Source organism: Lentibacillus songyuanensis (assembly GCF_039548255.1).
GTDB lineage: Bacteria > Bacillota > Bacilli > Bacillales > Amphibacillaceae > Lentibacillus_C > Lentibacillus_C songyuanensis.
Map to the genome: position 1 here is coordinate 154279 of NZ_JBCLVH010000009.1, position 22891 is coordinate 177169.

The following is a 22891-nucleotide window of genomic DNA, read 5'->3' on the forward strand; positions in this document are numbered from 1 at the left end:
TCCTGTTATAAATAATCCCGTTCGTTCACCTTATTCTTCTGTAATGACGGCGGGCAAGCAAAGTTGTACACTTTTATTTTCTTATTAATCTCCTTAACCAGCCCTCGTTTTTCGTCATGATCTGCCACAGCAAGCTTTTTTTTCAACGCCTCCACTTCCTTATTTAATTCCACCCACTTCGGAAGTACATGATTATCTTTTAGCGTCTTATTGAACTGTTTATAGGTACCACTAAAATAGTTGTTATCCAGTTTTAGCGGTTTGCCTTTCCCCGGTAGGTTGTCAAACTGGCCATCCTTTTCTGCTTGGCGAACAATTGCTGATAGATGATCCGTATATACCATCCGCTCGTCTACATCTACACTTTCTTTTTCTGAATCCTGCTCTTTTTTCATCTTATCACCCCATCAAGTATAGTTTTTCAACCCCGCGGCAAGTGCCTGCTGATCATCATTCTCTATACCATGCAAAGCTTCTTCCAGCGCAAATGTTTGTTGATAAAAAACAGCGCGTTTGGAAAGCACTTCTCCTTCTGGATAGCGTGCAATACACTTTGCAAAAAATACTTTTCCATAACTTGCTAAAATTCCAGCTAAATCATAAGCAGGATCGCCTAACCCCGAGCCCCCAAAGTCAATAATTCCGGTGATCTTCGCCTGATTAGAATCCCATAAAATATTTGATGCACCAAAATCGCCATGGATGAGTGCCGGTTTAACTTGATTATCATCGATTGCGGCCAAAAAATCCTCAAATAATGCGGTGACTTCCATTTGAGCATCATCGCGCATGTAAGGGAACAGCTTTACTTGAATGCGTTCCAGCATGCTGGTATATGCTTGTTTCAGATGAAATGTCGCGTTTGGGAGAATCTCCTTTACCTTTTTTTCAGATACAGCATGGAGTCCGATCAAAAAATTGACTAGCTGTAAGGATAACACTTGCAGATGAAGATCATTATCCAACCCATCCAGACTTTCTTTATACATCGGAACCCCATCAATCATTGGATATCCAATAAATACTTTTCCAGGTTCCCTTTTATCAAAGGAGCGATAGGCTGGTTCAGGTATGGACAGGTTTACAGATCCTCTCAGAAATTCCAGAATCCTGGTTTCTTCGTGCAGTCGATCGATCCCTTTCTTATATTTAGGAAAGCGAAAAACAAGTGACCGATTGATGACCAATACATCATTATTTTGCCCCATATCATTTCGTTTGGCCTCTTGAATGTTTAAATCGGGATACGCTTTATTCATTTGTTTCACATAAGCTGATATTTGCATCGATTACCTTCTCCTCATAATCCAATGGAGTTCAAATCATCCCAGCCGTAAGCAACCTCAATTACCGCTTGCCCTGCTATTGTTTCTTCTGTAACGTCTACTTGCTTTCCGCCAATAGCCTCATAAAAATAGGTAGCATCATTTTCTTTCAACACCAATACCAGCATAGAATGACAATCTAAATTTCGAAGTACATCCACTACCGGCTGCACAAGCAATTTCCCGAGTCCTTTTCCTTGATATGCTTGTAAAATATAGATAGCATACAGTTCCCCCGTATAGGACGGATATTTCCCTGTTCTCTCTTTTCCCCCAGCAGAAAAACCGACGATTTCTCCTTGATCGTTTTCCACAACAAAAACATGCTGTTGTGCAATATTTTGTTCCCACTGTTTCATTCGCCTGCTATACGATAGATTATCCAAAAGGGCATCTGGCAAAATACCCTTATACGTCGTTCGCCAACTATCAACATGTACATTCGCAATCCCTTTCGCATCAGTCGCAACAGCTTTCCTAATCATGGTTCTTCTCCTCCGTTTCCATAAGGTTAATAAGACGTGATACCCGCCCAACAAACGCTTTCGCGGTCTGTTGAAATACAGCTGGTTCCTCGATATATGGATGGTGACCACAATCCAATTGACAAACACTCATATTAGGAAATAAAAACGTTTCATGATGATCTGGTCCCACTGCATGATCATACTTTCCCACCAAAACGAGTACAGGCAAATCAATCCTTTCCGTTATCGGGACAAAGTCTTGAAAATATGCTTCCGATGAAAAAATGTATTGCTGAAAAGATGTATCCGTACCCAAATCTTTATCCAATACATTCATTTGTCTCTGATGAAGGCAGTCCGTATATTGTAATTTGTAAAAGGAATCGTTTTGGATTAGCTTTTCCACGATAGCATAAAATTGCTGTATATAGGCCTCCCGATCAGTGATTGGAATTTCCTTTATCCTTATATTCAATATCTCTGAAGCCTTTCGAAGCTGGTGCTCAAAAGAATCATTCATATTTAAAGTCACATTGGATAAAATCACCCCTTTTATCCGAGTCGGATAGCTATAGGCATAGTTAATTGCTAAAATACCCCCAAACGAATGCCCCATCACATACCATGTCTCGATGCCTAAATGCTTTCGGACCTCCTCAATATCATCCATTAACCGAGATAAGCTATAATTACCATTCCCATCCAGATCCGATCATCCACAGCCACGCTGATCCAAATATACCATTTCCATTGTATCTTCCAAAAGCTTCGTCGAAAAATGCTGGAAGGATTTACTCCAATACCCTGGTCCACCGTGTAAATAAAGACATGGATCCCCGCGACCACTTTTTTCAATATATAATTCGATTCCATCACTCGTTGCAAAGTTCATCCTGTCATCCCCCGATTATAATCCGTTTCTAACCTTCCACTCATTTATTAACTTTTTTTAGTATATTGCGAGACAAACAACCTGTCTCCACTCATTTAAAATTTAGTAAGTAAACCGCCTATTCGTGTCACATCAACACTCCATTCTTTAAGTGTAACTTTTACATTTCTTATTAGCAAATGATTATTTTATAAACATTGAATTTTTTAAAATGAGGGAAAACTTATGAAAAAACATTCCATATGAAATATTTGAAGTTGCAATTAATGAAATGTCTGTAATTGCCGGCCATGGAAATAATATATCGGCGTCATGAATAGAAAAATCTTTATCAAGTGGAACTTCATTCAGTGGGGATCTTACTGCCCATTGAGGCGGGATAAAAGTACTTTTTCAGTGATCACGAACCCGTCTTTGTGTCTTCTCAAACACAGCGAATTCTTGTTGATCTTCAGCAAATCAATCGATCACCGCTACATCAAACAGAAAAGCTACCCTCCAAAAAGGGGTAGCTTTCTCGTCTGCCATTTTACATATCATGATCGGCATCATTCTTCTGCCGCGAGTGATTACGATTTTTCACCTTTTGGGATCCATCCAGCGATTCACCATATGGCAGTTTCGGACTTTTCGGCAAGTTTGGAGCTTCCTGCTGTTTTGGTCCTTTTGGTCTTCCACCCATTCTAATCCCCTCCTCTTCCTACTTGCACATAGTTTTTGAAAAAGGGGCACGTTCTATTCTTGTCCGATCACGTAAATTCATCTAAAATGTTTGGTAATCACTTTTTTCAATGAAAGGAGTTGTCCTAGAAGGTGGATGAAAACAAGCAATCCATAAGAACCGGATTTATCGAAGCCGTACCGCTAGCACTTGCCATTGCAACGTATGGGCTATCCTATGGCATACTAACAACCCAAGTCGATCTTAGCCCTGCAGCCGCACTCCTCATGTCGTTATTCGTATTCTCCGGATCTGTCCAATTAGTGACAGTTGCCATGCTTGCTGGCGGAGCAACAATTACAAGTATTTTTCTAACGTCCGCATTGTTAAATTCACGGAATTTATTATACGGTGCGGCACTCGCTGAAGGACTCACGCCAGCTCCAAAAAAATGGCGGCGTTTTCTTGCCTTTGGTGTTTCCGATGAAGCCTTTGTCTTGACTAGTGCACGGTTTCAAAAACATGGGCCAGATCCGCTATATTTTGGTGTCGTCGCTGGAACGTTTTATGTGGCTTGGCTGGTATCATCCTACATCGGAGCGTTTATTGGGACACAAGTTGATCCATTGAAATGGGGGTTGGATTTAGCATTTCCAGTGACTTTCGTGGCATTGCTCATTCCGTCATTAAAGGGAAAACCTGTCATTGCGACAGCATTATCCGCTATCGTCATTGCGACAGTACTAATGTATGTGCTCCCAGGAAATGAACTTACCATCATTATTACTGGTGTGCTGGCGCCGTTTGTTGGACTTTTTGTGGGAAAGGCGGCTGCAAGCGATGCATAATTGGATATTAATTGGATTATTAGCTATTTCAACCTATCTTTCCAGGGTCATTGGGGTGGAAATTATGTCCGAGCGAAGTATTCATCCGACGCTTCGAACGTATTTTAATTATGTTCCGATCGCCATTATTGCTGCACTTTTAGTTAATCAAATCCTTACACCAGCAGACGGTGAGATCGTTTTATCAATTCCCGTGCTGACTGGATGTCTTGTCACAGCGGTTGCCGTCAAGATTCTGAATATGTTCTTGCCCGCTGTTGTGATTGGCATGGCAGCTGGAATGGTAACACGTTATTTGATGTAACGGCTCCGCTTCACTTTTCATGATCCAGTTGCGCGCGGGACCAGCGACTACCGCCTTAAGCAATGGGACACTTCGAGCGACAAAGTTCGGACGCTCTACGGTCCCTTGCTTATGGCTTCCGTCGCTGAACGGCTCCGCTTCACTTTTCATGATCCAGTTGCGCGCGGGACCAGCGACTACCGCCTTAAGTAATGGGACACTTCGAGCGACAAAGTTCGGACGCTCTACGGTCCCTTGCTTATGGCTTCCGTCGCTGAACGGCTCCGCTTCACTTTTCTGATCCAGTTGCGCGTGGGGCCAGCGACTACCGCCTTAAGCAAGTGACACTTCGAGCAACAAAGTTCGGACGCTCTACGGTCCCTTGCTTATGGCTTCCGTCGCTGAACGGCCCCGCTTCACTTTTCTTACATAAACAATTCCAAAATAGAAAAGACGATCCCGCCAAGTGCTGCGGTTATCGGTAGTGTAATCACCCAGGTTACAACCATCCGTTTGGCAACACCCCAATTAACTCCTTTTACTCGGTGTGACGCTCCTACACCCAGAATACCGGACGAGATGACATGGGTGGTACTAACTGGTAAATGAATCAGCGTAGCACCAAAAATAACGGCTGCTCCAGTAAGATCGGCAGCAACTCCATTGACGGGACGGATTTTCATAATTTTGCCGCCTACTGTTTTAATTATTCGCCAGCCTCCAACAGATGTACCAAGTGCCATGGCTGTCGCACAGGAGGCCTGTACCCAAAAGGGAATGTCCATTGACGTATGCATTCCCCCAACAATCAAGGCCATGGTGATAATCCCCATTGACTTTTGAGCATCGTTCGTACCATGGGCAAACGACTGTACAGCTGCCGTCAATACTTGGACAAGACGAAACCGCTTATTAGTTTTCGCCAGGTTACTGTTTTTAAAAATCAGCTTGATAATTCCGTAAATGATAAAACCAACCACAAACGCGATCAGCGGCGAAAAAAGCAGCCCTTCCAAAATCGAGATGAAGCCATGATAGTGAATGGAATGGAACCCTGCTGAGACAATAACTGCTCCGGTAATTGCTCCAATAATTGCATGCGATGAACTACTTGGAATGCCGAGATACCACGTAAGTAAATTCCAGATAATCGCTGCAATTAAAGCAGACAATATGACCGTCATGCCGTTATCCAGATCAAATGGATTGGTAATACCACTCGTAATCGTTTGTGCCACGCCGGTAAAAGTCAGCGCACCGACAAAATTCATAATGGCTGCAAGTGTAATGGCTCGTCTGGGAGTCAATGCTTTAGTCGATACCGAGGTCGCAATTGCATTGGCTGTGTCGTGAAAGCCATTAATAAAATCAAATAGGAGTGCAAATATAACGATTAATACAATAACTACGGCAAGAAAATTCATGTTAATCCCTCATTACGCGTTTTTCATGATAATACTTTGCAGAGTGCTCGCTACATTCTGGCAATAGTCAGCAAGCTCCTCTAGTATTTCATAAAGTTCTTTGTATTGGATTACCTTGATTGGGTCTTTTTCCGTTTGAAACAAGTTCCTCAGAGAATCCCGATAGAGGTCGTCACATTTGCTTTCTATGTCCTTAATATTGATCGCATGCTGCTCGACATCTTTTAATTGATAATTCGCAATTAACTCCATCGACGTTAAAATTTCCTTCGTACACTCCAATATGTAATTCGTGAACTGATCAACATAGGAATCGGCTGAAAGAATATGATAAATTTCCATCATAGCCGAGAAATCCTCCATTCCGTCCATGATGTCATCCAGGTTCATGCTCAACTGCAGAATATCCTCCCGCTCAATAGGTGTGATAAATGCCTGGTTCAAATTCTTGATAATCATGTGTACTTTATCATCTAACACCGATTCATGCTGTTTAATTGTACCGGCAAATTCTTTCAGCGTTTCTGTATCTTTGACTTTAAAATAAACAAAATAGTCCGCCGCCTCATATAAATGTTTGGCAAAATCAACGAGATAAAGCGAAAACTTATCCGGTTTTTTCTTGAACATGTGTGTAAAACCTCCATTAAGTAAAAGGAAACTTAGTACCATTGCTAATTATATAGTGTTTATTGGCCATCTGCACGAAAAAAGAAACAATTTGTCCAAATTTGTCGATCGAACATTCACATTACCATTATACATGCTAAGTTACATCAACTAAATAAGTCTTTGTATCTTTTTTAGAAGGGCATTATTTATTATCAACCACTCTGATATTTTTATCAGTGGATTGATGTTAGCGGAATTATGTTTCATTATGCTGTTTTCCCTTCTGTTTCATGATCACTTGAACTTTCCTTGCTTTCATCATTGCTACTTTCTCTCGAAGCTATGCGCATCTACCCCTCATGAAACCAGCCGGCACAGCCCTTCTCCTATCGTAATATAATGCAGCATAGAAAAAAGTGAAATTTAATTCAGTACGGGTTTTCAACGAAATCTGACATTCTGGTGCAGGCCCCTACCAGAAGCTGCTTTCGTCATATCGTTGACTCCCATAATTCTTCTTTTCATTTCACCTACGTTCTGTGGCGAGTCTTACTATCGATTAGAGGGAGATACCACAGTCGATTTCGCAATCATTGAATGGTCGTATCCATTTTGCGATCGATGTGTACGGCTTTTTTTTTGCAGCTTTTTGGGTTCCCGATTTCTTCCTATTCCGATTTGAAAGGGGGTGGATTATAATTGTTAAATAAACCGTTCCTATACCTGCTCGTTGGTATAGCCGTGATTATCCTTGTTCCGGTCTTTTGGCATGTTGTCGTTTTTAATTCAAATTCAGCTTCAAATGACCAACCACCTGCAGATAACAACGCAGACCATGACACGAAACACAGCAAACAAGATGATGACAGTGATTCCGGTTCCACAGGGGATGACAACGACGATTCTGACTCTAACGATAAGAATAAGGATGCTTCCGATTCTAAAGATAAAGGTAAAAAAACTTACTGGGGCTTGGATTCCGCAAATAGTGTGAATGATAAAACCCTTCAATGTGTCCAAGATAATTTTGGTACGCCAGAAATTTGGGGACGTTACCTGGATGATCGTGAAGGCGCCTCTACCGGATTAAATGCTGATGAAGTCAAATTTTTGCACAAACACGATATACAAATTTTGTTAATCTACAACCAGATTAACGATGCAACTGGGTATGACCATGGGGTTGACAAAGCAAAAGGTGCGATAAAATCAGCAAAAAATCTGGATGTTCCAGATGGGGTGGCGATTTTCGCTGATATTGAGCCGAATTTCAAGGTAGATTCTGCTTTTATCCAGGGGTGGTATGAGACATTAGCCGATTCCGATTACAAGCCGGGTATCTATGGTGTCTTTGATGACAGCAAATTAACCGAAGCATATAATGCCATCAAACAAAAAGCCAAGGAAAATACGCTCGTCTGGACCGCCTATCCGCAAAAAGATATCACCGCAAAAGATAACACTCCGAAATTCAAGCCCCAAGGACCGGATGATGCATTACTTTATGGTTGGCAATACGGCATTGAAAGTGACCAATGTTCAGTTGATACCAACTTATTTAAAAAGCAGCTTATGGATCACATGTGGTAGAGTTGTGGAAATGTTGTTTGGTTGTCCTACTCTCGTGGGTTAAAATGCAGGAAGGAACAGGGGCGAAACCACCAAAAAAATAAATTTTCCAGACTTGTTTGTACCCTTTCCTGTCTGCCAGATTTGGCTCCGAGACACTTGTCCGATCGGATGGCTAACTTCCTCGATCGCCCTAGACGCTTTCCCGATCGGTTCAGGGACAATCGTCCACAATCTCGACAGGATCCATTGGGCCATTATTTTCAAAGCTAAGGCCGCATCACAAAACTATGGTGCGGCCTAGAGACATCGTATTCTAATATAAACTCTTACCTGAACTTTTCCCAAACGCTAATTTCGACTGATTTTCGTGCACCTTTTCGATGGTAATCCCTTTTTCAATTTTTCTGGCACTGATTAGCATAAATAATGTCGCGATACCTAAAGGAATCAACAATGATACAAGTCCACCGACAATCCCCATCAAGACAGGCGAACTTGCCCGCCATTTTAATAAAGTGAAAATACAGCTTGCAACAACACCTAGAAATCCGCCAATATGAGAACGGGCATCTGCAACCAGTTCAACCGCATCGATCGGCATGATGAGCAAAATATAAGGAATAAATGCAATGAGCAAATAGGCATACGACAAAACAAGCATAATGATCGATGTCCAGAATTTGAGCCTGGCCTGAGGATTTTTTGGATTATATTTTGCCCCTATAGTTCCAAGCCACAACCCAATCGCACTAATACCTGTTGTAAGTACCGCTTTTACCGTTATGCCAAGCACAAATTGAAGCAAGGTCCAGCCCAGCAATAACCCCAAAATTATTTCGAGAACAGTGAGCATGATAAAAGGCAGCAGCCAACTTATCCATAATTTTCCGAGCGCAATCGAACGTCCAGATAAAGGTAACGTCCGAAGAATCCATACCGATGCGCCTTCGCGAGCAATCGAGGTTGCTGCAACCGTACCATTGAACATGGCATAAACAAATAGGAAGGCAGCTTGGGCAATTGGCCAGGAAATTTGGTTATGTCCCTTCAGATCACTTAGGCTTGCTCCGCTGCTGAAAAAACCAATCAACGGAAAGATGATGAAAAAGGCAAGCGGCATAAATACTAGCCATTCCCTGATATCACGTTTAATCACGAACCATTCTTTTATCCCAACTGCTGTTGCCGGATGATACGGTTTATGCGATACCGCTGCTTTTTTGGTGCGTTTTCGTTTTTTCTTTGTATTCCCTTCACTCAAACGGATCCAGCCTGTACGAAACCCTTTTTCCACTAAAGATGATGCCACCAGCATAAGTAATGCCGCCAAAATTACCAGAAGGACAAGCGGTAAGAGAAAACCCACCGATCCATTCGCAGCGGCGATTAATGCATCACTGCCCCATGACACCGGAACCCACTTAGGAAACAACGGCATCCCCGCCAGGAGCATCTCTGCCAAGCCTTTATCGCTGGCTATATTCGGAAGCATTACCAGAAGATAACCAAACAAACCGGAAAGCCCGCTCATCACCGTCATCAATTCATTCGCCCTGTTTGCCGGAATCAATTGCATTAAACCGAGGTTGAGTAAATAAACGAGCGAGAGGCCAATCATAATAATAGCTAAATCCGCTACAATCAGAACTGGGTAAAAAAGCAGGCTTGCATGCACTGCGATACCATAGACAACCAAAGGAAAGAGTAAAAAAACAAAACAAAATAATGGAATACCGGCAAAACTTTCGACATATTTCATCCAGAAAATATGTCTCGTCGGTATCGGCAAAGTAAATAATAATTCCAAGTCAGTTGCCGCATATAAGTTTTTAAACACTTGCGGCAATCCAATCAAGAGAATAAAGGTGATCATAACTAACTGTCCATATCCGAATATTCCGGCCAGAATTGGCCCCGAAATGGAGTCGGCCAACGCCCATATCCCTTTTGAAATAAAATATAAAAGTACACCAAGAATAATGATAGCCACAAGATAGCCGCCATAGCCTTTCCATCCTTGTGAACGAAACGTATTTTTGAGTATTGTCCACTGGTTACGCAATAAAACACTAATCACGGGTATCACCTTGCTCCGCTTTGGAAATTTCATTGATCAATGCTTGTTGATCCTCCCCACCAGTTAATTCGAGGAAAATATCCTCCAGGCTTTGGTTGGTATTTCCTTCATGTTTCCGCAATTCCTCCATCGTTCCCATTGCGATGATTGTACCATCCAATATAATCCCCACACGATCACACATTTGTTCAGCAATTTCCAAAATATGCGTAGACATGAACACGGTTGTTCCCGTATCACACAACTGCCGCAGCAAATCTTTTAAATCCCGAGCACTTTTGGGGTCTAATCCAACTGTTGGTTCATCCAAAAACACCACATCAGGCTCATGGACAAGCGCCCCGCAGATCGCAATTTTTTGCTTCATGCCATGGGAGTATCCTTCAATTAACTCATCCGCCCGATCCGTTAAGCTAAAAATATGGAGCAATTCCTTCGCACGTGACTGAAACCTGTCATTAGGAATTCGGAATACGGAAGCTATAAATTGCAAATAATCCCATCCGGTTAATTTCGGATACAGATTCGGCTGATCCGGTACATAAGCAATGCGTTTTTTTGCCTTAATTGGACTTTTCCAAATATTGATTCCACCAATCACTACTGTACCACTGGTCGGTTCCAAAAGGCCCGTCATCATTTTAATTGTCGTTGTTTTGCCAGCCCCGTTAGGACCTAAAAATCCAAACAATTCCCCTTTCTTCACGTCCAGATTCAATGAATGGACGGCTTCTTGTTTACCATAAGCCTTCGTCAACTCCGTCAATTTTATTGCACGAACAGAATCTCCCAATCTCATCCCCCCTACTACCTTTTGTCCCATTGTACCCACTCAACTAGAACACAGTCAATGGGACATAGGAATAAGGTTTATTGTCTTAACTTTTGAGTGATGAAACGCTTAGGAAATGTCGGTTAAGGAAGAAGTATCCTGGCGTGAGGAAATGTGAGATTGGATTTCCAGGTATTCGAGTAACTTTCCAATGTTCTCTCCCGACTTGCCAGTTCCCTCTCCCGTTTGGCGCCGCTTCTCTCCCGACTTGCCGGCTCCCTCTCCCGTTTGGTGCCGCTTCCATTTCGGCCAGCCAGATCCTTTTCAACCGATTCAAACTTTCACAAGCTTATGTCCAATAATCGGGATCTGCCATGCGCAGTTCTTCAACGACGTCGTCAAGATCAGTTGGGGTGATGAGAAAGATGGGATAGTTATTCATCTCTTTTGCTTCTTGATAAAAATAGCGACCTGATCCTGGGAATTCCTCATCCATGAGTATCAGGCATCCATCACTTTTATCAATCAGCCATTTGTTTTTTGCTTTAAACTGATAGGGTCCTTTATAGTCTCCAATATAAAGCGGTTTATAAAAATCAGCATTTAATGTGACTTCCTGGTACATTTGCTGAATGGATTCAGGCCAGCGCTGTTCCTGATTTTCAAACGGGGGAACAATAGCGAGCTTGATCGAATATGTCTTTTGTAATTCCTGAACTACCTCCGCTGTCCATAACTCCACCCCCATCTGGCCGGACACAATGATCCATTCTAACCCCTCCTCCATAAGCGTAACTAATCGTTTACGAATGGCAGCTTTTATGTATTCAATCCGCTGATCATCCACTTTAAAAATATTCAGCTCCATTGGTTTATATCCAGTAACGGTCAAGACGTGCATAAAATAATTTCCTTTCTATGAAAAGGTCGGTATGACAAATTCTAATTCTTAGTTAGGATTAGCTTAAATCTTTGGGATTATTGAAATTGGTTAGGTAACTTTTGCTCTATTTTCTGCTTACCCAATTAGTTTTCCTCCCAGCTTGATCAGCACCCGATTCATTCATGTATCTCTGCTCAGACCGTTAAAAACGACTTTTTCAACTATCAGAATCATCTGCTATCCGCATAGAAGAAAGAGCTGACATCTGCCAGCTCCTCTTCTTAAGATTAACACCAGTGGTTGTGATGTTTCCAATTATTCATCTCTTTATGGTGATGGTGATGATGAGGATGGTGGTGTTGATGGGAAGGATGGTGGTTGTGATGATGGTGACCCCACTTTTCGTTCATATTCGTACCACAGTGTCCCTGTCCTTCGCAATTAAAATCCATTGCACCAGCAACCTGGTTCCCGTGGCCAAACGTTGGACCTTGCTGCTTTGGCGGGGTTTGGAACGCTCCGCCAAATTCATCTACACAATTCATTGAATTTTGTACAGACGTGGAATGTGGAAATACATGTCGGTTCCTTTCAAGATGACGGTTCATTACCGTGGTATGGGTAGGATGAATATGCTCTACAACACTCTCTGTACAACATTCAACACAATTATACCTTGTTGGGTGGACGATTTGTTTTGGGCGACCGCAGTTTCCTTCAAATTGATGTCTCACATAAATGCCCCTTTCCTGTGATAGGTTCACTAATAACCTATGATGTTAGCCTCTACAGTGTATAAGACACTAACCTATTTTCCGTTTACCATTTATGTTATACTTTTTTGAAAAAGGGGGAAACCATTTATGAAAACAGTCACACAGGCAGTACAAGATGAATATCCAGAAGATTTCGCATGGTGTTATGGATGTGGCAAGATGAATGAAGCAGGTCACCATTTCAGGACTGGCTGGGACGGAGAAAAAACGGTAACCATTTATACACCGCAACCTGAGCATACCGCATTACCAGGTTTCGTTTACGGTGGTCTGATTGCTTCACTGATTGACTGTCATGGAACAGGATCGGCTTCACTCGCATTACATCGCAAAAATGGTCATGAACCCGGGGATCATGTTGAGCCACCCCGTTTTGTAACCGGGTCATTACATATGGACTTTTTAAAACCTACCCCGCATGGCGTTGCCTTGAAAGCGGTTGGAACCGTGGAAGAGGTTCACCCCAAGAAATGGAAAGTACATACGGAGGTATTTGCCGATGAGGAACTTTGTGTCAAAGGTGAAGTCACTGCTGTCGTGATGCCAGAAACCTTTGCTAAGAAATAAGCGTATACAGGCGCATGACCGGTCATTTCGCATGTGCCTGTTCTATCTTAAAATTAACGAATCACACCAGTTCCCGAAAAATCGGTCCATCAATAACCGTCGTATGATATTCACCAGATTCTCCCATTGGACACACATCCTTCTTACTGATATCGTTGATAAATGATTCATCAAGCAAACGTCCAACCCAGTTTTCCGGCAGTTTTTCTGGATCAACCTTGATAACGCGTGCTTGAAAATTCAACGCAACGAATTCTTTTAACAGATCTAACACTTGATGTTGGTCGGTCCATAACGGATAGATCGGTTTCAACCCCGCTTGTATTGCCATTTGTTCTCCCCATTGACGATGTCCTTCTAAGTAAATATCCCCAAAAGCAACACCATCGATTTGATAGATTGCTTGAAGCTCGTTTAATTTTTGAATAAAATCATCTGTGTACTGTTTGAAATCTGTTTCCATAAAATGAACAGGGATCCCAATCTGTTCCGCCTGTCTTTCTATTTTCTCCAGCTTTTGTCCATGCGCCACCGTCTCTTTTTCTACTTGCCAAACGGTCGTAAGCAGGCATGCAACCTCATACCCTTGTTGTTGTAATCGATATAATGCATAACAACTATCTTTTCCACCACTGAAGGATAACACTACTTTCATCGCCAGTTCTCCTTTCCCATACACTTTTCAAATCAATTATACTATAGCACCACCTGTTTTAAACAAGTAATTTCCATGCAAAAAAAAGGAAAGTCAGTGATCAGCTGGCTTTCCTCTCAGCTTTATGGGTTGTTGTTAAATCGCTCGCAAGCCTTGCTCCGATTTATATTAATAGTTTATGCACAAAACGTACTATCTGCATTGGTTCTTGTCCCAGAACAAGCGTCCATTCTTTGCTATCTGGTAAACAAACGTCCCAACAATACACCTTGCCATCATTTTTTAAAACACCTTTTCTCCTAAATTTGCAGCGTAAGTGTTTCATTTGCGACGAATTTGCCTTATGATAAAGAGGCAATGAAAAACTTTAACTAGACAGGGGGTGAATACAGATGCTGGAATTACTCAATCAATTAATTGATGATGTTTCACCATTTTATGTATACCTTGGCATCATCCTGACCATTATATGTGCGTATCAAGGTATTTCGCTTACAATGGGGAATATCAATCATCAGAATGAAGTATTTACTAGACAATGGCATGCAGAACGTTTTCGTTTACTGCCTGCCCAGGAAGAACGAGGAATAAACAAGCAAATTCACAACTGGATCACCATCAAAACAAAGCGCATGGAGATACCTGATGATGATACTGACAGCCATTCCTTCTCGACACACACGTTCAACACAACTAATCGAGGAGGGCAACAATGGAAAGAAAATCTGTATTCACAATCCTTAAATATAGCACTATCGGTATCCTTTTAATAGCGGTCTTAACGGGGTGTCAAGGAGCAAATGGTGCACCAATCAGTGCGGAGTCGACCGGCTTTTTTGATCATTATTTTGTTTACCCGTTCTCTGTTCTGTTAAAGGGACTTGCATCGTTCCTGCATGGCGAGTATGGGTTATCGATCATTATTATAACGCTGGTAGTCCGGCTGTGCTTAATGCCTTTAATGCTTAAGCAAATGAAAAGCAGCATGAACATGCGGGAAAAAATGAATGCGATGAAACCAGAAATGGATGCTATTAAAGAAAAGTATAAAGATAAAAAAGATAAAGAATCACAAATGAAGATGCAGCAGGAAACCATGGCGCTGTATCAAAAACACCAAATGAATCCATTATCATCATTAGGCTGCTTACCAATGATTATTCAATTTCCTGTTTTTATCGCACTATATTATGCTATTCGACGGACACCAGAAATTGCTGCGCATTCGTTCCTATGGTTCAACCTGGGGCAAACCGATTTTATTCTGCCATTTATCGCAGCAGCCGTCTATTTAGTACAAGCGCGGGTTTCGCAAATTGGTATGGATGAAAAACAGAAAAAGCAGATGGCATTATTCAGTTTTATCTCACCGATTATGATTTTTATCGTCTCGTTTAATTTCCCGGCTGCGCTCCCGTTATATTGGACTATATCCGGAGCATTCCTTGTTATCCAGACACTGATTTCCAAGAAACTATATATGAAAAAAGAAGCAGCATAATTAACAAGCACTTCCATGACGGGAGTGCTTGCTTATTTTTATATGTTTTTTACAAATAAGGACAAAACTATCTGCGGTAATATTTTCTTTTTATTACTTAGCAATGGTTGACGTTGTAGCTTGCTCCTGCAAATATCGCCTCTCCAATCGTTTCACCAATGCTTTACAGCGTAAATAGGAAAACTGAAAGATGGGGCTTTGAACGAAGGTGAAGATGAAGGTAACAATAAATACGGGACCACCTAAAAGCAAGCCAATGACAAGGATACCGGTTTCCGTTATGATGCGCACCCGGCCAATCGGCGCGCCAAACTTGTCGGCAATTGCCAGCATAAAGCCATCACGTGGTCCAGATCCGACACCGGCTGCATTATAGATCCCCCCACCAACTCCCATAATCACAATTCCAGCGGTAATAATCAATATGTCGATCCAAGTATGCTGTGCATGTGGCAAGATATCGAGCCATAGCCAGAAATCAACACACGATCCAACTAAAAGCGCATTGAGAAAGGTGCCGATCTTGATATAGCTTTTATCCAATATCCATGACACCCCGACAAGGATCATGCCGCAAATAATGTTCCACGTCCCAATAGTAAAGCCAACTTTATTGTACATAGCCACGTTCAATACGTCCCAAGGGTGAATCCCTAAATGTTGCACGTTGATTGTGATGGAGATTCCTAAACTGAACACAATCACGCCAATGACAAAACAGGACCAGCGAATTACTCGAATCATGCTTTCCCTTCTTTCACATCCGTTAACACTGATTAGGACTAATCATAAGCCATATTCCAGAAAATTTCAATAAAGTGAAACTTCATTCAGTGGAGGTTTACGACGCACAGGACGTGACGATTTTAGCCCGCCTCCCTTCGCCGAAAAAAAACAAAGGCTACGTTCTTGAGTTCTGAGCTGCAGCGGCGCCTTTGTGTCATGCGTCGTGCAGAATACGAACAAAATCGAACCTTTGGCATGCAATTGATCCCCACTCATCTTGTTTGGTTTCACCTCAAATTTTTTGAATTGGAACGCTTACCCGTTAAGAGTGGGACAATCATAATTCACGCTATAGCGCAAGACTTGCCTTTCATTACTTCCGCCTTTCTTCATCCCGGGTACCGATATGTATATTAACCTTTTTCTTTTTACCATCTTGTTTTAACAGATCACGAATTTCTGACAACAGTTCTTCTTTTTTATCCCGTTTCGGCGTTTTTTCTTTTACTTCTTCCTTCTGATGTTTTAATTTAGCCAGAACCTGTACAACGAGGAAGATCGACCAGGAAATAACTGCAAAATCAAATACGGACTGGATAAATTGCCCATACAAAATTTCTGAATCTCCTACCGTATACTTTAGGTGCGTAAAATCGATACCACTATACAGTACACCAACAAGCGGCATGATCATGTTCTCGACCAGTGAAGTGACAATCTTGCCAAACGCACCGCCGATCACAACCGCAATAGCCAATTCCAGCACATTTCCTTTCATGGCAAACGACTTAAAATCCGACCACAAAATGCGTGCCCCCCCCCTTGTTATACTTGTACTAATTTATATGTGGAGCAACAAGGTTTTAACACTTTCCAGTTCGATGTTCTGTAATCATCATGCACACTGGGATTTGTCGAGGCCATTGAAAAAGTACCTTTCCTAATCGTTCGGAACATGCAGGGGCTGACTCGAAACGTGCGAGAACCGGCCCGAAACGTGCGGGTGCTGGCCAAAAACGTGCAAGAACCGGCCCGAAACGTGCGAGAACCAGCTCGAAACGTGCAAGAACCGGCCAAAAACGTGCGAGAACCAGCTCGAAACGTGCGAGACGCAGAAGTATTCAAAACGAATCTATTTCACTTTTTCAGCAGCCACAGATTCGTCACGCCTCTTTTCCCCTTGCCAAGCACAGCAAAAATTCCGTTGCAGAAAAGATTAGCGAATCGACACCAATGACTCTGAAAAAAATCCTCGCAAATGGTAAAATTTAAGGTGTGGAAATTCCTATAACAATCGGAGGCTATAAAATGACCATTCCAATTAAAAGTCTTACACTACATAAATTAAAAATGCGATTGCTCCATCCTTTTACAACCAGCTTTGGAACATTGCAGGATAAGGAATTTTTTATCGTGGAAGCAATAGATGAGGATGATAATCATGGATTCGGTGAGTCGGTCGCCTTTTTCAGTCCTTGGTACACAGAAGAAACCGTACAAACCAATCAGCATATGATAGAAGATTTTTTGATCCCATTATTACAAAATCACCCCATCGATCATCCCGATGATGTTACGAAACTATTTTCCCCCATTCGCGGCAACAACATGGCAAAAGCGGCTTTGGAAGGTGCCGTTTGGGATGTATATGCTAAGCAAAATAATCTCTCACTTGCCAAAGCATTGGGTGGAGCAAAAAGAGAAATTGATGTGGGGATCAGCATCGGTATTCAACCAACAGCCGATGATTTAATACATACCATTGATTATTACGTAGGTGAAGGGTACAAACGAGTGAAGTTAAAAATAAAGCCTGGTAACGATGTTCAGGTGCTTCGAAAGGTACGGGCGCATTTTCCAGATTTACCGCTCATGGCTGATGCCAATTCAGCGTATACCTTGGACGACATGGAGCATCTACAGCAACTGGACGATTTGAACCTGATGATGATCGAGCAACCACTGGCCCATGATGATATCTTCGATCACGCCAAACTTCAGAAGGCACTGCAAACGCCCATTTGCCTGGATGAAAGCATTCATTCGTTTGATGACGCCAGAAAAGCGGTAGAATTGGGCAGCTGTCAGGTGATTAATATAAAAATTGGCCGGGTTGGCGGACTTACCGAAGCGAAACGCATCCAGCAATACTGCCGGACACATGGAGTTGACGTTTGGTGCGGCGGGATGCTGGAAGCTGGTGTTGGCCGGGCACATAATATCGCCTTAACGACATTGCCGGGATTTACCCTTCCTGGTGACACGGCTGGTTCTGCTTTGTATTGGGAACAGGATATCATTACACCTGCAGTTACCGTGGAAAACGGCCAGATCCATGTTCCAGATAAACCAGGAATCGGGTATGATCTCGATTGGAATGCAATGGACGAGTTTACTATTTATACAAAGACATTTCCATGTTTATAAAGCGAAACTACATTCGGTGGGTGTCTTATACTGCTTGTTAAGTTTTGGGGACAGCTGAATGATAGGCTATCCCCTTTTGTAAATGTTAATCAGATTAGCAACCTTTTATTTCTATTCGTATGATCATCATTGACTGTCCAAACAAAAAATGTAATATATAAGTAACATAATGACATATATAGTTTTCATGGATGGTGAACCATATGAGCAATCGGATTAAAATAGCACGGGTTGAACAATCACTGACACAGGAACAGCTTGCCATCAGAGTTTCTGTGGCAAGGCAGACGATTGGACTGATTGAAAAAGGCAAGTATAATCCAAGTCTCAAACTTTGTATTGCGATTGCCAAAGCGTTGAATAAGACGCTTGACGACTTATTTTGGGAGGATGGTTAACATGGAGGATAAAACATGGATTGCGAAATTATTACCAAATGATGAATATCGAGAGAAGCGATTGCTTTATTTTATTGCCGAGGCGGTTTTTATTCTTGGAGCGTTTATTGTTGTATATTTATTAATTGGTTCGTTTACAGCGGTAATCAATATGTCCGCCGATACACTTGGCCTTCTTTCAATCGGCTTCCTAATAATGTATATTACCCTTCGCTATTCGTTTACTGGTATTGAATATCCAAATATTACAACACACAAACGATATAAAAGGGAAATACGTTCAAAAATTTTTTACTCGATTAATTTTTGGATTATTTTCGTTGTCATTTACACCATATCTAAAGGAATTCCATCCAATTTAAAAGAAACACTGGATATAGTTGGGCCAGGCACACTTGCGGCGATTTTCCTCTTTATCCTGCATTACTTTTCATTGAAGAAATCGTACAAGAAAAACAAGGAATTACTGGATGACTAGCTGAGGAGACGATTATGAAAATGAAGAAGGATAAAGTGAAACTTCATTCAGTGGGGTTTCACTTTATCCCACACTAATGAAGTTTCACTTTATGCATTGAATGCTGTCTTCTCCAGCCCATTATTGTGTATAATGAAAATATATGGAGGTGGAAAGCATGCGGGAAATAACATTACAGGAATTGGATCAAGCGATAAATAAAAATCGCAAAAAAGCCAATGAAATTATTCAGAAAACCTTACCACGAACAGGACGAAGGAAAAAATCCCGCACTAGAATCTCTGGTGAAAGGGAAGCTTTAAACGAAATTTCCATTGCACGCTGGAACAAAGCACTGCAAACGGGAAAAATTAAGTATATTAGTGATCGGGTGTGGTGTTATGATTACAACGAATGAGCTTCAAGCAGAATTAAAACGAATTAAAGATTTGCCTAAGTTTCAGCGAATGATGGATTTTGCCTCTATTTTAACAGCTTATTTTCAGGATAAGGGTATTGAGCCTATAGTAGTTGGAGGACTCGCGGTTGAAATATACACAAGGAATGATTATCATACGCACGACATTGATTTTGTAAGTGATGGCTGGCAATTGTTTAATGATGTACTACTGGAAATAGGCTTTACTCGCACCGAAAGAGAATGGTATCACCGTGAAGCAGAAATAGCAATTGAGGTTCCTAGCAATTATTTGGATGGAAATATGGATAAGGTGATAAAACTTCTGTTGCCAAATGAAAGACATATTTATGTTATTGCAATCGAAGATATTATTATCCACCGAATTGAAGGTGTCGCTTTTTCTAAGTCTTATCCCAAAGAAGATGAAGATTTTGAATGGGCCTACAGAATGTTCTTGATTCATATAGATACAATCGATAACGACTATTTAATTCAAGAGGCGAAGCGAGCAAACATTTACCCTCTGATAGAAAGCTGGTTTTCCTAAATGGCTTTGAAAACCAGTTTTTCTATCGATCTCTTCTTATAAAACATCCATCATGTTGATGAAATTTATAATTTTTTCCCCTCACTCCATTCAACGTATACTTGCTCTATATTTTTATATACCTCTTACTTCTTTTCGTATTTCAACAAGTCGCGAATTTCCTTCAGCAGTTCTTCTTTTTCATCAATTTCTGATTCTTCAGCTGTCTCCTCTTCTTTACGCTTCAACTTGTTCAACATACGCACAAACAGAAAAACAGCCATTGCTATAATGAAAAAGTCAACAATCGATTGAATGAACTCACCATACATAACCTCTGCATTACCTACTTTATAGGATAGATTGGAAAAATTAATTCCGGTTAATAAAATGCCCACCAATGGCATGATAACTTGATCGACTAATGACGTAACAATTTTGCCAAACGCTGCCCCGATCACAACTGCCACTGCCAATTCCATGACATTTCCTTGGGCGATAAAGGTCTTAAAATCCTGCCACATCCTGGTTTCCTCCACTTCATTAACGTTCATTCCCCATTATACACAACTGAAATTACTTTTAAAAAAATTTCCTTGTATCTTTTTCAACTTCTGTGATATACTATGGTTAACTATTGATGTTCGGAATATGAATAAGGCTTTATCACCTTGAATATGAAAGAGCAAGAATAGTAATAAACGTGCAAGTTGCACATGGAGGAAAAAAGAATGAACAACGGTACAGTAAAATGGTTTAACGCAGACAAAGGTTTCGGTTTCATCGAAGTTGAAGGTGGAGACGATGTATTCGTACACTTCTCAGCAATTCAAGGTGAAGGCTTCAAAACTTTAGAAGAAGGTCAATCTGTTACTTTCGATATCGAAGAAGGTAACCGTGGACCACAAGCAGCTAACGTTGTTAAAGCGTAAGTAACCTTTGTAAAAAAGCTTCTCCTATTTGGGGGAGCTTTTTTCATTTAGGCTGACTTCACTTATTGACCAATTGATGAATCTGTAATCTCGATTAATTGCCACGCTCTCAGGTTAATGTGCCCGCTCCCAGGTCGATGTTTTCCGCTATTCGGATTATCGGAATCAACACGTCTATATGCACCTCGTCAAACACAATATTTTACATTTCATCCCCTAGATTCTATAGTAGTTAATAGAAGGATACTTTAATAAGGGAGGAAGCCTATATGTCACGTTATGATTTTACGAGAAATTCATTTCTGCAATTTGTGAAAGACTGTGATGAAAAGGTGTTTGATGTACAGCCAACGGGATCCAGAAATACCCTGCATTGGCACATTGGCCATGTGCTTGTGGTAACCGAAATGTTTTTATTTAACTACCCTAAAAAATCAAGCAATATTCCTGAATCCTATCATGAATTGTTCAAACCGGGTTCAAAACCAGCAGATTGGCCAACTAAGGTACCAGGTGTTTCGGAAATTGTGGAGCATTTAGAAAAGCAGCTGACCCGTATCAATGAACTACCAGATGACTTTTTGGCCCAGGAGCTGCCATTTAAACTTCCATTTGGTGACTTTAAAACATTTGGCGAGTTGTACGATTTATCGATTCATCACGAAGCGGAGCATCTTGGCCAGATGAAAGCCATGAAACGGATCGTGGAAGCGGAAGATTAAACGGGTTGGCTAGTTTCGTCGTGGAACTTTAAATGAAGTTGAACCATCGCGAAAAAAGTTGCACTGTTTTTGCCCCTTTGGATCTCATTTGTCCAAAGGGGTTTCTTATCGTAAAAAATGATATTGCAAACAGGTTATAGTGTTGAATTGTTCATGAAGGTGAAAAGTAATAAACCAGATTCCCAGGAGATACCGGCATAGAGAAACGGAATTCAGTATAAGGAGATTTAGAATAAATGACACAAGATATTCAACTGCGTGCATTGGAAAAGGATGATTTATCATTCTTGCACAAATTGCTTAATAATCCTGACATCATGAATTTTTGGTTCAGTGAATCGTATATGTCACTGGAAAGTCTAAAAGAAAGCTTTGACAAAAATAAAGATAACGAGCAGTCACGTGAATTTATTTTAATAAACCAAGACCACGACAGACTCGGCTTTGTCGGATTGTATGAAATCGAACAGCGTCACAGGAATGCAGAGTTTGCCGTTATGATCGATCCCGCATATCAGGGAAAAGGATACGCAACGATAGCTACCCAATTGGCCATGGACTATGCGTTCGCCGTACTTAACCTCCATAAGCTTTACTTAATTGTAGCCAAGGAAAACGAAAAGGCTAGTCACATTTATAAAAAAGCCGGATTTCAAACGGAAGGGGAAATGTCTGAGCATTTTTATATTAATGGCGAGTATCATGATGGTGTCATGATGCGCATTTTTGACAACGATTATTGGAAGATGGCATCACAGAAAAACAACTAGCGAAGAAAACAGAAGCCAGAAGTGGGATTGATTGAAATCGGCAGGATAACCGATTTTTTAATCCAATTAGCTACTTAATTTTATACGTTCTGTTCCTTCAAAAACCCCCCCATGCAAGCAGAGGCCACTGAAAATCTTATAATTTTTCAGTGAAACTAAAGATATATAATGAAAAAGACGACTCTAATTATTTTTGA

30 protein-coding genes are annotated in these 22891 nt (G+C 41.3%); 14 read left to right on the plus strand and 16 right to left on the minus strand.

The window, feature by feature from the left end; translation table 11 throughout:
• Window positions 1–5: 5 nt before the first annotated feature.
• The 6 genes from WMZ97_RS11250 to WMZ97_RS11275 all read right to left on the minus strand — a co-directional run bounded on the left by WMZ97_RS11250 (window position 6) and on the right by WMZ97_RS11275 (window position 3366).
• A complete protein-coding gene (locus WMZ97_RS11250; protein ID WP_343272176.1) occupies window positions 6–395 on the minus strand; it encodes a DnaJ family domain-containing protein in 390 nt (129 codons plus the stop codon).
• A 12-nt stretch (window positions 396–407) separates the two neighbouring features.
• Entirely contained in the window at window positions 408–1286 is an 879-nt protein-coding gene (locus tag WMZ97_RS11255) for a phosphotransferase family protein (RefSeq protein WP_343272177.1), read from the minus strand.
• A 14-nt stretch (window positions 1287–1300) separates the two neighbouring features.
• Window positions 1301–1810, minus strand: coding sequence for a GNAT family N-acetyltransferase (locus WMZ97_RS11260; protein WP_343272178.1), 510 nt, complete (start codon window positions 1808–1810; stop codon window positions 1301–1303).
• Window positions 1803–2498 carry an alpha/beta fold hydrolase gene (locus tag WMZ97_RS11265; protein WP_343272213.1) on the minus strand — a complete coding sequence of 232 codons (696 nt, stop codon included), beginning with the start codon at window positions 2496–2498 and terminating at the stop codon, window positions 1803–1805. Before WMZ97_RS11265 ends, WMZ97_RS11260 begins: the two co-directional genes overlap by 8 nt.
• A gap of 6 nt (window positions 2499–2504) precedes the next feature.
• A complete protein-coding gene (locus WMZ97_RS11270; protein ID WP_343272179.1) occupies window positions 2505–2684 on the minus strand; it encodes a hypothetical protein in 180 nt (59 codons plus the stop codon).
• Between the two features lie 529 nt (window positions 2685–3213).
• A complete protein-coding gene (locus WMZ97_RS11275; protein WP_343272180.1) occupies window positions 3214–3366 on the minus strand; it encodes a small acid-soluble spore protein P in 153 nt (50 codons plus the stop codon).
• Between the two features lie 131 nt (window positions 3367–3497).
• Here WMZ97_RS11275 and WMZ97_RS11280 point away from each other — a divergent pair, with 131 nt between their 5' ends.
• Window positions 3498–4193 (plus strand): AzlC family ABC transporter permease, encoded by a 696-nt coding sequence (locus WMZ97_RS11280; RefSeq protein ID WP_343272181.1) that lies wholly within the window; start codon window positions 3498–3500, stop codon window positions 4191–4193.
• Window positions 4186–4497, plus strand: a complete 312-nt coding sequence (locus WMZ97_RS11285) for an AzlD domain-containing protein (RefSeq protein WP_343272182.1) — start codon at window positions 4186–4188, stop codon at window positions 4495–4497. The genes WMZ97_RS11280 and WMZ97_RS11285 overlap by 8 nt, the downstream gene beginning before the upstream one ends.
• Window positions 4498–4901: 404 nt before the next feature.
• Here WMZ97_RS11285 and WMZ97_RS11290 read toward each other — a convergent pair whose 3' ends face one another.
• Both WMZ97_RS11290 and WMZ97_RS11295 read right to left on the minus strand, forming a co-directional pair.
• The gene (locus tag WMZ97_RS11290) at window positions 4902–5900 is read right to left on the minus strand and encodes an inorganic phosphate transporter (protein ID WP_343272183.1); all 999 of its coding nucleotides are present in this window, start codon (window positions 5898–5900) and stop codon (window positions 4902–4904) included.
• 12 nt (window positions 5901–5912) lie between these two features.
• Window positions 5913–6530 carry a DUF47 domain-containing protein gene (locus WMZ97_RS11295; RefSeq protein WP_343272184.1) on the minus strand — a complete coding sequence of 206 codons (618 nt, stop codon included), beginning with the start codon at window positions 6528–6530 and terminating at the stop codon, window positions 5913–5915.
• 681 nt (window positions 6531–7211) lie between these two features.
• On the opposite strand from WMZ97_RS11295, the gene WMZ97_RS11300 reads away from it, so the two are divergent.
• Complete coding sequence (locus tag WMZ97_RS11300) at window positions 7212–8102, plus strand: glycoside hydrolase domain-containing protein (RefSeq protein ID WP_343272185.1); 891 nt, start codon at window positions 7212–7214, stop codon at window positions 8100–8102.
• Between the two features lie 295 nt (window positions 8103–8397).
• Here the strand turns inward: WMZ97_RS11300 and WMZ97_RS11305 are convergent, their stop codons facing one another.
• The 4 genes from WMZ97_RS11305 to WMZ97_RS11320 form a co-directional block, all read right to left on the minus strand.
• A complete protein-coding gene (locus tag WMZ97_RS11305) occupies window positions 8398–10161 on the minus strand; it encodes a putative ABC transporter permease subunit (RefSeq protein WP_343272186.1) in 1764 nt (587 codons plus the stop codon).
• Window positions 10154–10960 carry an ABC transporter ATP-binding protein gene (locus WMZ97_RS11310; RefSeq protein ID WP_343272187.1) on the minus strand — a complete coding sequence of 269 codons (807 nt, stop codon included), beginning with the start codon at window positions 10958–10960 and terminating at the stop codon, window positions 10154–10156. The genes WMZ97_RS11305 and WMZ97_RS11310 overlap by 8 nt, the downstream gene beginning before the upstream one ends.
• Before the next feature lie 322 nt (window positions 10961–11282).
• Window positions 11283–11834 carry a DUF1273 domain-containing protein gene (locus WMZ97_RS11315; protein WP_343272188.1) on the minus strand — a complete coding sequence of 184 codons (552 nt, stop codon included), beginning with the start codon at window positions 11832–11834 and terminating at the stop codon, window positions 11283–11285.
• Window positions 11835–12103: 269 nt separating this feature from the next.
• A complete protein-coding gene (locus tag WMZ97_RS11320) occupies window positions 12104–12550 on the minus strand; it encodes a CotD family spore coat protein (RefSeq protein WP_343272189.1) in 447 nt (148 codons plus the stop codon).
• Between the two features lie 129 nt (window positions 12551–12679).
• Here WMZ97_RS11320 and WMZ97_RS11325 point away from each other — a divergent pair, with 129 nt between their 5' ends.
• On the plus strand, window positions 12680–13159 hold the full coding sequence (locus WMZ97_RS11325; RefSeq protein ID WP_343272190.1) for a PaaI family thioesterase: 480 nt from the start codon (window positions 12680–12682) through the stop codon (window positions 13157–13159).
• 61 nt (window positions 13160–13220) lie between these two features.
• Here the strand turns inward: WMZ97_RS11325 and WMZ97_RS11330 are convergent, their stop codons facing one another.
• On the minus strand, window positions 13221–13814 hold the full coding sequence (locus WMZ97_RS11330) for a Dph6-related ATP pyrophosphatase (protein WP_343272191.1): 594 nt from the start codon (window positions 13812–13814) through the stop codon (window positions 13221–13223).
• A gap of 392 nt (window positions 13815–14206) precedes the next feature.
• On the opposite strand from WMZ97_RS11330, the gene WMZ97_RS11335 reads away from it, so the two are divergent.
• Both WMZ97_RS11335 and yidC read left to right on the plus strand, forming a co-directional pair.
• On the plus strand, window positions 14207–14584 hold the full coding sequence (locus tag WMZ97_RS11335; RefSeq protein ID WP_343272192.1) for a hypothetical protein: 378 nt from the start codon (window positions 14207–14209) through the stop codon (window positions 14582–14584).
• Window positions 14527–15315: a membrane protein insertase YidC gene (yidC, locus tag WMZ97_RS11340; protein WP_343272193.1), complete on the plus strand. Its 789-nt coding sequence runs from the start codon at window positions 14527–14529 to the stop codon at window positions 15313–15315. Before WMZ97_RS11335 ends, yidC begins: the two co-directional genes overlap by 58 nt.
• A gap of 93 nt (window positions 15316–15408) precedes the next feature.
• Here the strand turns inward: yidC and WMZ97_RS11345 are convergent, their stop codons facing one another.
• Together WMZ97_RS11345 and mscL (WMZ97_RS11350) are read right to left on the minus strand one after the other, a co-directional pair.
• Complete coding sequence (locus WMZ97_RS11345; RefSeq protein WP_343272194.1) at window positions 15409–16059, minus strand: YczE/YyaS/YitT family protein; 651 nt, start codon at window positions 16057–16059, stop codon at window positions 15409–15411.
• Between the two features lie 355 nt (window positions 16060–16414).
• Window positions 16415–16846, minus strand: a complete 432-nt coding sequence (mscL, locus tag WMZ97_RS11350) for a large conductance mechanosensitive channel protein MscL (protein ID WP_343272195.1) — start codon at window positions 16844–16846, stop codon at window positions 16415–16417.
• Window positions 16847–17349: 503 nt separating this feature from the next.
• On the opposite strand from mscL (WMZ97_RS11350), the gene menC reads away from it, so the two are divergent.
• The 5 genes from menC to WMZ97_RS11375 all read left to right on the plus strand — a co-directional run bounded on the left by menC (window position 17350) and on the right by WMZ97_RS11375 (window position 20291).
• Window positions 17350–18468, plus strand: a complete 1119-nt coding sequence (gene menC, locus WMZ97_RS11355) for an o-succinylbenzoate synthase (protein ID WP_343272196.1) — start codon at window positions 17350–17352, stop codon at window positions 18466–18468.
• Window positions 18469–18671: 203 nt separating this feature from the next.
• Window positions 18672–18866, plus strand: a complete 195-nt coding sequence (locus WMZ97_RS11360; RefSeq protein ID WP_343272197.1) for a helix-turn-helix transcriptional regulator — start codon at window positions 18672–18674, stop codon at window positions 18864–18866.
• Between the two features lies 1 nt (window position 18867).
• Complete coding sequence (locus WMZ97_RS11365) at window positions 18868–19344, plus strand: hypothetical protein (RefSeq protein ID WP_343272198.1); 477 nt, start codon at window positions 18868–18870, stop codon at window positions 19342–19344.
• A 157-nt stretch (window positions 19345–19501) separates the two neighbouring features.
• Entirely contained in the window at window positions 19502–19741 is a 240-nt protein-coding gene (locus WMZ97_RS11370) for a hypothetical protein (protein WP_343272199.1), read from the plus strand.
• Window positions 19725–20291, plus strand: coding sequence for a hypothetical protein (locus tag WMZ97_RS11375; protein ID WP_343272200.1), 567 nt, complete (start codon window positions 19725–19727; stop codon window positions 20289–20291). The genes WMZ97_RS11370 and WMZ97_RS11375 overlap by 17 nt, the downstream gene beginning before the upstream one ends.
• Window positions 20292–20416: 125 nt before the next feature.
• Here the strand turns inward: WMZ97_RS11375 and mscL (WMZ97_RS11380) are convergent, their stop codons facing one another.
• On the minus strand, window positions 20417–20794 hold the full coding sequence (mscL, locus tag WMZ97_RS11380) for a large-conductance mechanosensitive channel protein MscL (RefSeq protein ID WP_343272214.1): 378 nt from the start codon (window positions 20792–20794) through the stop codon (window positions 20417–20419).
• A gap of 207 nt (window positions 20795–21001) precedes the next feature.
• Between mscL (WMZ97_RS11380) and WMZ97_RS11385 the strand changes: the two genes are divergently transcribed.
• From WMZ97_RS11385 to WMZ97_RS11395, 3 genes are all read left to right on the plus strand, one after another.
• Entirely contained in the window at window positions 21002–21202 is a 201-nt protein-coding gene (locus tag WMZ97_RS11385; RefSeq protein ID WP_106498282.1) for a cold-shock protein, read from the plus strand.
• A gap of 269 nt (window positions 21203–21471) precedes the next feature.
• A complete protein-coding gene (locus WMZ97_RS11390; protein ID WP_343272201.1) occupies window positions 21472–21924 on the plus strand; it encodes a DinB family protein in 453 nt (150 codons plus the stop codon).
• A gap of 236 nt (window positions 21925–22160) precedes the next feature.
• A complete protein-coding gene (locus WMZ97_RS11395) occupies window positions 22161–22694 on the plus strand; it encodes a GNAT family N-acetyltransferase (RefSeq protein ID WP_343272202.1) in 534 nt (177 codons plus the stop codon).
• Window positions 22695–22891 lie beyond the last annotated feature (197 nt).

Excerpts from the sequence above, each read along its gene's own strand:
- WMZ97_RS11360 (WP_343272197.1), top strand. The coding sequence starts at position 18,672 with ATGAGCAATCGGATTAAAATAGCACGGGTTGAACAATCACTGACACAG.
- yidC (WP_343272193.1), top strand. The coding sequence starts at position 14,527 with ATGGAAAGAAAATCTGTATTCACAATCCTTAAATATAGCACTATCGGT.
- WMZ97_RS11370 (WP_343272199.1), top strand. The coding sequence starts at position 19,502 with ATGCGGGAAATAACATTACAGGAATTGGATCAAGCGATAAATAAAAAT.
- WMZ97_RS11255 (WP_343272177.1), bottom strand. The coding sequence starts at position 1,286 with ATGCAAATATCAGCTTATGTGAAACAAATGAATAAAGCGTATCCCGAT.
- WMZ97_RS11295 (WP_343272184.1), bottom strand. The coding sequence starts at position 6,530 with ATGTTCAAGAAAAAACCGGATAAGTTTTCGCTTTATCTCGTTGATTTT.
- WMZ97_RS11260 (WP_343272178.1), bottom strand. The coding sequence starts at position 1,810 with ATGATTAGGAAAGCTGTTGCGACTGATGCGAAAGGGATTGCGAATGTA.
- WMZ97_RS11250 (WP_343272176.1), bottom strand. The coding sequence starts at position 395 with ATGAAAAAAGAGCAGGATTCAGAAAAAGAAAGTGTAGATGTAGACGAG.
- WMZ97_RS11290 (WP_343272183.1), bottom strand. The coding sequence starts at position 5,900 with ATGAATTTTCTTGCCGTAGTTATTGTATTAATCGTTATATTTGCACTC.
- mscL (WP_343272214.1), bottom strand. The coding sequence starts at position 20,794 with ATGTGGCAGGATTTTAAGACCTTTATCGCCCAAGGAAATGTCATGGAA.
- WMZ97_RS11335 (WP_343272192.1), top strand. The coding sequence starts at position 14,207 with ATGCTGGAATTACTCAATCAATTAATTGATGATGTTTCACCATTTTAT.
- WMZ97_RS11310 (WP_343272187.1), bottom strand. The coding sequence starts at position 10,960 with ATGAGATTGGGAGATTCTGTTCGTGCAATAAAATTGACGGAGTTGACG.
- WMZ97_RS11270 (WP_343272179.1), bottom strand. The coding sequence starts at position 2,684 with ATGAACTTTGCAACGAGTGATGGAATCGAATTATATATTGAAAAAAGT.
- WMZ97_RS11345 (WP_343272194.1), bottom strand. The coding sequence starts at position 16,059 with ATGATTCGAGTAATTCGCTGGTCCTGTTTTGTCATTGGCGTGATTGTG.
- menC (WP_343272196.1), top strand. The coding sequence starts at position 17,350 with ATGACCATTCCAATTAAAAGTCTTACACTACATAAATTAAAAATGCGA.
- WMZ97_RS11315 (WP_343272188.1), bottom strand. The coding sequence starts at position 11,834 with ATGCACGTCTTGACCGTTACTGGATATAAACCAATGGAGCTGAATATT.
- WMZ97_RS11330 (WP_343272191.1), bottom strand. The coding sequence starts at position 13,814 with ATGAAAGTAGTGTTATCCTTCAGTGGTGGAAAAGATAGTTGTTATGCA.
- WMZ97_RS11365 (WP_343272198.1), top strand. The coding sequence starts at position 18,868 with ATGGAGGATAAAACATGGATTGCGAAATTATTACCAAATGATGAATAT.
- WMZ97_RS11375 (WP_343272200.1), top strand. The coding sequence starts at position 19,725 with ATGATTACAACGAATGAGCTTCAAGCAGAATTAAAACGAATTAAAGAT.
- WMZ97_RS11385 (WP_106498282.1), top strand. The coding sequence starts at position 21,002 with ATGAACAACGGTACAGTAAAATGGTTTAACGCAGACAAAGGTTTCGGT.
- WMZ97_RS11395 (WP_343272202.1), top strand. The coding sequence starts at position 22,161 with ATGACACAAGATATTCAACTGCGTGCATTGGAAAAGGATGATTTATCA.
- WMZ97_RS11285 (WP_343272182.1), top strand. The coding sequence starts at position 4,186 with ATGCATAATTGGATATTAATTGGATTATTAGCTATTTCAACCTATCTT.
- WMZ97_RS11390 (WP_343272201.1), top strand. The coding sequence starts at position 21,472 with ATGTCACGTTATGATTTTACGAGAAATTCATTTCTGCAATTTGTGAAA.
- WMZ97_RS11275 (WP_343272180.1), bottom strand. The coding sequence starts at position 3,366 with ATGGGTGGAAGACCAAAAGGACCAAAACAGCAGGAAGCTCCAAACTTG.
- WMZ97_RS11325 (WP_343272190.1), top strand. The coding sequence starts at position 12,680 with ATGAAAACAGTCACACAGGCAGTACAAGATGAATATCCAGAAGATTTC.